The sequence below is a fragment of the Methylobrevis pamukkalensis genome (genome assembly GCF_001720135.1).
GTDB lineage: Bacteria > Pseudomonadota > Alphaproteobacteria > Rhizobiales > Pleomorphomonadaceae > Methylobrevis > Methylobrevis pamukkalensis.
This window is the reverse complement of sequence record NZ_MCRJ01000158.1, coordinates 1-7,089: the sequence shown is the minus strand read 5'-3', so window position 1 is coordinate 7,089 and position 7,089 is coordinate 1. Positions and strand designations below refer to the sequence as shown.

At 69.8% G+C, this 7,089-nt stretch carries 4 protein-coding genes and 1 pseudogene; 3 read left to right on the top strand and 2 right to left on the bottom strand.

The features are described from left to right. The first annotated feature begins 206 nt into the window (after positions 1-206). Positions 207-1,790 (top strand): phosphoglycerate dehydrogenase, encoded by a 1,584-nt coding sequence (gene serA / locus A6302_RS18600; protein WP_069308288.1) that lies wholly within the window; start codon positions 207-209, stop codon positions 1,788-1,790. 315 nt (positions 1,791-2,105) lie between these two features. Here serA and A6302_RS18595 read toward each other — a convergent pair whose 3' ends face one another. Further along, positions 2,106-2,990, bottom strand: coding sequence for a DMT family transporter (locus tag A6302_RS18595; RefSeq protein WP_069308287.1), 885 nt, complete (start codon positions 2,988-2,990; stop codon positions 2,106-2,108). A 67-nt stretch (positions 2,991-3,057) separates the two neighbouring features. Next, a complete protein-coding gene (locus tag A6302_RS18590; protein WP_069308286.1) occupies positions 3,058-3,996 on the bottom strand; it encodes a DMT family transporter in 939 nt (312 codons plus the stop codon). A 266-nt stretch (positions 3,997-4,262) separates the two neighbouring features. On the opposite strand from A6302_RS18590, the gene A6302_RS18585 reads away from it, so the two are divergent. Together A6302_RS18585 and A6302_RS22420 are read left to right on the top strand one after the other, a co-directional pair. Continuing rightward, entirely contained in the window at positions 4,263-5,555 is a 1,293-nt protein-coding gene (locus A6302_RS18585; RefSeq protein ID WP_069308285.1) for an adenylosuccinate synthase, read from the top strand. A 1,055-nt stretch (positions 5,556-6,610) separates the two neighbouring features. Beyond that, positions 6,611-7,089, top strand: a pseudogene (locus A6302_RS22420) (hypothetical protein); the annotation flags it as partial.

Here is a 7,089-nt window from a genome sequence, read left to right as displayed (position 1 = left end):
GAAGGTGGCCGCGCAGCGGCCGGATGAGGGGGGCGGCGCCACGGAACCCCGTGACCGCCTGCATTTGACGCAGCGCCGCGACCCCTCACCCGCCCTTCGGGCACCCTCTCCCGCAAGGGGAGAGGGTTTTCGGTCACAGCCAGAACCGAACCTGCGACGCGCGCCGGAACCGGCTGCGCGCATCCCCCATTCTTCAGGAGGCTTCCATGCCCCGCGTTCTCATTTCCGACAAGCTTTCCCCCACCGCCGTGCAGATCTTCAAGGACCGCGGCGTGGAGGTCGACTACCTGCCCGATCTCGGCAAGGACAAGGACAAGCTGCTCGAGATCATCGGCAACTATGATGGCCTCGCGATCCGCTCGGCGACCAAGGTCACCGAGAAGATCCTCGCCGCCGCCACCAGGCTGCGGGTGATCGGCCGCGCCGGCATCGGCGTCGACAATGTCGACGTGCCGGCCGCCACGGCGCGCGGCGTGATCGTGATGAACACGCCCTTCGGCAACTCGATCACCACCGCCGAGCATGCGGTCGCGATGATGTTCGCGCTCGCCCGCCAGATCCCGGAGGCCAATGCCTCTACCCACGAGGGCAAGTGGGAGAAGAACCGCTTCATGGGCGTGGAGCTGACGTCGAAGACGCTCGGCATCATCGGCTGCGGCAACATCGGCTCGATCGTCGCCGAGCGCGGCGTCGGCCTGCGCATGCACGTGATCGCCTTCGATCCGTTCCTGTCGCCGGAGCGGGCGATCGACCTCGGCGTCGAGAAGGTGGAGCTCGACGAGCTGTTCCGCCGCGCCGACTTCATCACCCTGCACACGCCGCTGACCGACAAGACCCGCAACATCATCGACATCTCGGCGCTCCTGAAGATGAAGAAGGGCGTGCGCATCATCAACTGTGCCCGTGGCGGCCTGATCGTCGAGGCCGACCTCAAGGCCGCCCTCGACAGCGGCCATGTCGCAGGCGCGGCGCTGGACGTGTTCGAGATCGAGCCGGCCACCGCGCATCCGCTGTTCGGCCATCCGAATGTGGTGGCGACCCCCCATCTCGGCGCCTCGACCACGGAAGCGCAGGAGAATGTGGCGCTGCAGGTGGCCGAGCAGATGTCGGACTATCTGATGAAGGGCGCGGTGCAGAATGCGCTGAACATGCCGTCGATCTCGGCCGAGGAAGCGCCGCGGCTGACGCCCTTCGTCAAGCTCGCCGAGCAGCTCGGCTCGTTCGCCGGCCAGCTCACCGAGACGGCGATCAAGGGCCTGCGCATCGAATACGAGGGTGACGTCGCGGAGATGAACACCCGCGCGCTGACCTCCGCGGCGCTCACCGGCCTGCTGCGGCCGCTGCTCCAGACCGTCAACATGGTCTCGGCGCCGGCGATGGCGAAGGAGCGCGGCATCGCGGTGGAGGAGGTCCGCCGCGAGGCGGTCGGCAACCACGAGGCGCTGATCCGCCTGACCGTGATCACCGAGCGGCAGGAGCGCGGCGTCGCCGGTACGGTGTTCGCCGACGGCAAGCCGCGCATCGTCGAGATCAAGGGCATCGGCCTTGAGGCCGAGTTCGCCCCGTCGATGATCTACGTCACCAACGAGGACAAGCCGGGCTTCATCGGCCGCTTCGCCGGCATCATCGGCGACGCCGGCATCAACATCGCCACCTTCAACCTCGGCCGCCTCGCCGCCGGCGCCGACGCCATCTGCCTCGTCGCCGTCGACGGCGCGGTGCCGGACGCGGCGCTGGAGGCGGTCAAGGCCCTGCCGATGGTGCGCCAGGCGAAGGCGCTGGCGTTCTGAGCAGCGCCTGAGGGCATCTGGCAAGACTTCGGGACGCCGGCCTCGTGAGGGGCCGGCGTTTTCGTTTTTCTGAAGGGTTTGGCGGGACACTTGCTTTCATTTACAGGGACGGCGCAATCTATCATCAGCATGCGGCCGGCGTCGGCAACCGAACGGAGGTTCCTGTGAACACCCCCCGGAAGACGGATTTCGAAGCCGGACGCGGCTATACCCGCGACGACTGGGATGAGGTTTCCGACACTCCAGACACGAGCGAGCAGGAGATGGGGCAGGCCCGCCCCTTCGCCGAGGTTTTCCCCGCACTTGGGGAAAACCTCACCGCATCCACATTCGCGCCACTCGCCCGTCGATCGCCGCCAGCCCGGCCATGATCAGCGCCATGCCCACCCAGTGGCGCGGCTCCAGCACCTCGCCGAGCACCAGCCAGCCGAGCAGCACGGCGCTGACCGGCACGAGGAAGGTGACGAGCATGACGCTGGAGGCGCCGGCGAGGGTGATGATGCGGAAGAACACGACATAGGCGAGCGCGGTGGCGGCGAGGGCGAGGAAGATCACGGCCGCCCAGGCCGGGCCGGAGGGCGCAGGCGCCGCCCACGGCGCCTCGAAGATCAGCATCAGCGGCAGCACCAGCAGGCTGGAGGCGGTCAGCTGGCCTGTGGCGGTGCGCAGCGGCGGCTGGCCCTTGAAGCGGCGGGCCCACAGGCTGGAGAAGGCGTAGGAGATCGTCGCGCCGATGCAGGCAAGTTCGGCGAGGAAGTCGCCGCCGAGGTCGCCCAGCGCCGAGCCGCCCATCATCACCGCGACGCCGGCAAAGCCGATGATCACGCCGGCGACCTTGAGGGGTTTCAGCTTTTCCTCGGTGAAGACGTGGAACACCAGCACCGTCATCATCGGTGTCGCCGCATTGAGGATCGAGGCAAGGCCGGCCTCGATCTGGCTGGTGCCGTAGAAGATCAGCGCGAAGGGGATGACGTTGTTGAGGAGGCCCATCACCGCGAAATCGGCGGCGCTGCGCCGGGTGAGGCCGAGGCGGCTTCCCGACAGGCGCAGCACGAGGCCGAGCAGGGCCGCGGCGATCACTACCCGCAGGAACACCAGCGTGAAGGGCGCGATCTCGGGCGCGGCGACCCGGGCGGAGAGGTAGGACCCGCCCCAGAGCAGCGACAGCAGGAGAAGCAGGATCCAGGCGACCGGCGGCATCACGGTTCCTCGGGTCGGGCCGGCCAGGGGGCCGGCCAGTAGGGGCGTGCGGCCGGCATAGCGGCTTCTATTCGGCCGCGCCACCCGGAAGCGGCGGCCGGCGGCCGCGCTCGGCAAGGAAGATACCGCCGAGCACGAGGGCGAGGGCGGCCGCGTGATAGACGTGGAACGGCTCGCGCAGGATCGCCACCGCAAGGCCGGCGGCGAACACCGGGATCAGGTTGACGAAGATGCCGGCCCGGCCGGGGCCGATCAGCTCGACGCCGCGGATGAAGAACACCTGCGAGGCGACCGAGGGGAAGATCGCGGTGTAGATCACCGCCAGCCAGCCGTTGAAACTCGGCCAGACGAACTGGCCCATGGCGATCTCGGCGACGAGCGGGGGAAAGGACGTCAGCAGCGCGAACAGCGCCAGCATGGCGAAGAAGGAGAAGCCGGAGGTGGCCGGCCGGTTCGGCAGCAGCGCGGTGAAGATCGCGTAGACCACGCAGGCGCCCATCATCAGCACGTCGCCGAAGTTGAAGGCGAGGGCGGCCAGCGCCCCGAGGTCGCCTCGGGTGGCAACCACCACCACGCCGACGAGGCCGATGGTCATGCCGGCGATCTGGAACAGGCCGACCGGCGTGCCGCGCAGGAAGAAGGCGAGGCCGAACACGAGAATCGGGATCGCACCCTGCAGGATGCCGATGTTGACGGCGGTCGTGAAATGGGCGGCGATGTAGTAGAGCGCGTTGAAGGCGGTGAAGCCGAGCGTTCCCATCACGGCGAGATAGCCGAGCCGCGGCTTCAGGGCGTGCCAGTCCTGGCGGATCGGGCCGCGGCCGAGGGCGACGATGATCACGCCGACCACCGCCCAGCGCAGGGTGGTGAGCGCCATGGGCGAGACCTCGCCGACGGCGAGCCGCCCGGTGATCACGTTGCCCGCCCAGAACAGCGGCGCAAGCGTCAGCATCACGTAGGGGCTGTCATAGAGCTTGCTGAGAAGGGTCGCCGGACGTGCCGTCATGTTGATTGTTCTTCTGGCTTATCATTGGCCGGTCTCGTCCTATAGCCGGCGCGCGCGCAGCTTGGCCAGCCCCGCGTGTGCATGACAGCCTTTCGCGGTTGGGGCGAGCCTGCGGCCAGGCAGGGCGTTTCTAGGCTCGCCGCGCGCGGACGATGCCGCTATAGTCCCGCCGCCCGCTGCCCCGGCCCCCCCGGCGCGGCGCGGCATTGCCGCCCCGGCTCCGGCGCGCGGGCGGTCACGACGACTTAAGGGCAGGAACGGACAAGATGGCGAATGTGGTGGTGGTCGGCTCCCAGTGGGGCGACGAGGGCAAGGGCAAGATCGTCGACTGGCTGTCGGAGCGCGCCGATGTGGTGGTGCGCTTCCAGGGCGGCCACAACGCGGGCCACACTCTCGTGATCGACGGGATCACCTACAAGCTGTCGCTGCTGCCGTCGGGCGTCGCGCGGCCGGGCAAGCTGTCGGTGATCGGCAACGGCGTGGTGGTCGATCCGCGCGCGCTGGTCACCGAGATCGCCCGCATCGAGGCGCAGGGCGTCGAGGTCAGCCCGGAGAACCTGCGCATCGCCGAGAATGCCAGCCTGATCCTGTCGCTGCACCAGGAACTCGACGAACTGCGCGAGAATTCCAACACCGGCACCCGGATCGGCACCACCAAGCGCGGCATCGGCCCGGCCTACGAGGACAAGGTCGGCCGGCGCGCGATCCGCGTCATGGATCTGGCCGACGGCAAGGTGCTGATGGACCGGATCGAGCGGCTGCTCGCCCACCACAACCCGCTGCGCCGCGGCCTCGGCGTCGCCGAGATCGACCCGCAGACGATCCACGACGAGCTGATGGCCGTCGCCGACAAGGTGCTGCCCTATGTGGACAGCGTCTGGCGTCTGCTCGACGAGAAGCGCCGCGCCGGCGCGCGCATCCTGTTCGAGGGCGCGCAGGGCGCGCTGCTCGACAACGACCACGGCACCTATCCCTTCGTCACCTCGTCGAACACCACGGCGGGGCAGGCGGCGACCGGCTCCGGCGTCGGCCCCGGCGCGCTCGACTATGTGCTCGGCATCACCAAGGCCTACACCACCCGCGTCGGCGAGGGCCCGTTCCCGACCGAGGACACCGGCGAGATCGGCGAGTTCCTCGGCACCCGCGGCCATGAGTTCGGCACGGTCACCGGGCGCAAGCGCCGCTGCGGCTGGTTCGACGCGGTGCTGGTGCGCCAGACGGTGCGCACCTCGGGCATCAACGGCATCGCGCTGACCAAGCTCGACGTGCTCGACGGCCTCGACGAGATCAGGATCTGCACCGGCTACCGCCTCAACGGCGAGATCCTCGACTATCTGCCGGCCTCGCAGGAAGCCCAGGCGACCGTCGAGCCGGTCTACCAGACCATTCCCGGCTGGAAGGAATCGACCCAGGGCGCCCGCTCGTGGGCCGATCTGCCGGCGCAGGCGATCAAGTATGTGCGCTATGTGGAGGAACTGATCGGCGCGCCGGTGGCGATGCTCTCCACCAGCCCGGACCGGCTCGACACCATCCTCGTGCAGGACCCCTTCCAGGATTGAGGGTGCACAGAACGGCTGGCACGGGCGAAGTGCCAGCCTATCATTCTGTTAAAACTTCGATAATTTCGCGAAATCGGCTCCCGCCACGCCCTGCGATGCTCTAGGATGGCATCGGTCGGGACGTGCACGGCACCCGTGCGCCTGCCCCGGCGCCGGATGCGTCGCGCATTTCCGGCCGATTGCCTCACGGCAGTCCGATGCGTAACGGCAAAGAAGAACACAGAGGCCGGCTGTATGGCGGATTTCTATCCGGTTCTGAAACGGGCGATCGGCGGGTTGCCGTCCAACACGGGCGAGGCGCGACGCGCCGTCTACGAGAAGGCCCGTGCCGCGCTGGTTCGCCAGTTGCAGGCCTACGACCCGCCGCTGTCGTCCGGCGAGATCACCGACCAGCGCCTCGCGCTCGAGGAATCGATTCGCAAGGTCGAGGCCGAGATCGCGGGCGCCGAATTCGGCCTGACGCCGCCGCCGCCGCCGGAACCGCGGCCAGAACCCAGACCCGAGCCGAAGCCCCAACCCGCCCCTCCGCCGGCGTCTGAGCGAGGCAGGCCGAGCCGAAGCCGGCAGAGCCCAAGCCCGCCGAGCCGAAGCCTGCGGTGCCAAGCGAGCCGCAGCCCGAGCCCCGCCCGGCGCCGAAGCCGGACCCGAAGCCGCCGACACCTGTACCCGCACCGGCACCCGAGGTCGTGGTCACGCCGAAGCCGAAGGGCCAAACGCCGGGTGACACGGCCGCCGCGTCGGGCGCCGATGTCTTCGTCCGCGCGCGTGACGACCACCGGTCGTCCGGGGACGCATCCGGCAAGCCGGCCCGCGACGGGATGCCGCCATCCCCCGACCGGACGCCGTCCGATCGGGCGTCCGGTGATCTGACGCCGGCCGAGCCGCGATTCGGGGCCTCGAAATCCGGCGAACCGAAGAAATCCCGCGACGAGACGAAGTCCGGTGGCCGATCGCCGTCGCAGGACCGCCTCGAACCGACCCTGGGCGGCAGCCCGCGCGCGCCTGCGGGGTCGACCGACGATGTGCCGGTCGTGCCGGCGGCGGCAGGTGGTCCCGTGGCGGATGGCCGAACCTCTGCCGAGATCGACCTGGCGCTGGCGCAGGCTGGCACGACGCGCAGCCGGTCCGGCCTTGTCGTCGCCTCGCTGGTGCTCGTCGTGCTTGCCGGCCTCGCCGCGCTCGGCTGGTCGCAGCGCGACCAGATCGAGAGTTTCCTCGCCGGCAGCGACACCAGCCCGGCGCCGACCCAGGGCACGGCCCCGGAAGGCACCGGCAACGCGCTGGAGCCGAAGATCGGCGACCGCCTGCCGCAGGAGGGCGTCGAGGCGCCCGTGGCGCCGGACGCCAAGCCGGTGCAGACCCTGCGCGTGACGCCGCCGACCGAGGACGGCGCCCCGCCGGCCGAGGAGCCCACCCCCGGCAACGGCACCAGCGACGTGCCGGCCGTGCGCGACGTGACACCGGGTCCCACGCCCGGCACAACGCCCGATCCTGCCACTCCCCCGCCCGGCGGAGACACCGGCGCCGCGACGCC